The sequence below is a fragment of the Pseudoroseomonas cervicalis ATCC 49957 genome (assembly GCF_000164635.1).
Lineage (GTDB): Bacteria > Pseudomonadota > Alphaproteobacteria > Acetobacterales > Acetobacteraceae > Pseudoroseomonas > Pseudoroseomonas cervicalis.
In genome coordinates this window covers 1-613 of record NZ_GG771211.1, presented here as the reverse complement: position 1 = coordinate 613, position 613 = coordinate 1, and the positions used below count along the sequence as shown (strand labels likewise).

The window sequence follows — 613 nt, the reverse complement described above, 5'->3', positions numbered from 1 at the left end:
GCATTGGCGCCCGGCGCCACATGCGGCACCGCGATGCCGGCGCGGGCCTGCCGCTTCTCCGCCGAGGACAGGCCGAGCCCCCGGTCGCGCGCCGCCAGCCGCGCCGGGTCGAGCTGCCCCTCCCCCGTGAAGCCCATCATCAGCTGCGGGATGCCGAGCGGCAGCGCATCGCCGCGATCCACCTGCCAGGTGTGCCAGGTCTTGCCATAGGTGGTGGCGAGCTGCCGCATCACCGTCGTCTCCACCGCCTGCGGCACGCCCGGCATGACCAGCTGGCCGGAGGTCGTCTCGAAATGGTGGCTGTGCCAGAGCGGCTTCTCCTCCTCCGGCAGGGCACGGAACAGCCGCTCGGAGACGATGTATTCGATGCCGATCAGCCGCGCCCCGGCGCCCGGCCCGTCGAAGATGGCGCATTGGTGCAGCTCCTCGGAGAGATGCGTGCAGTAGTGATGCGCCTCGACCGGGCGGCCGAGATCGTCGGCATAGAAATGGAAGCCGTTCAGATACATGTCGAGCGCGTTGGGCGGCGCCTGGGATTGCAGCAGCGCCGCACCCCCTTCGAGGGCGCGGCTGCGCGCCGTGGTGGGCTCGCCGGGCGGCGGGGGCGGGTGGG

1 protein-coding gene is annotated in these 613 nt (G+C 71.9%); it reads right to left on the bottom strand.

The window, feature by feature from the left end; translation table 11 throughout:
- Positions 1 to 613, bottom strand: a 613-nt coding sequence (locus HMPREF0731_RS22620) for an OBAP family protein (RefSeq protein ID WP_007006607.1), incomplete at both ends; no start/stop codon positions are given.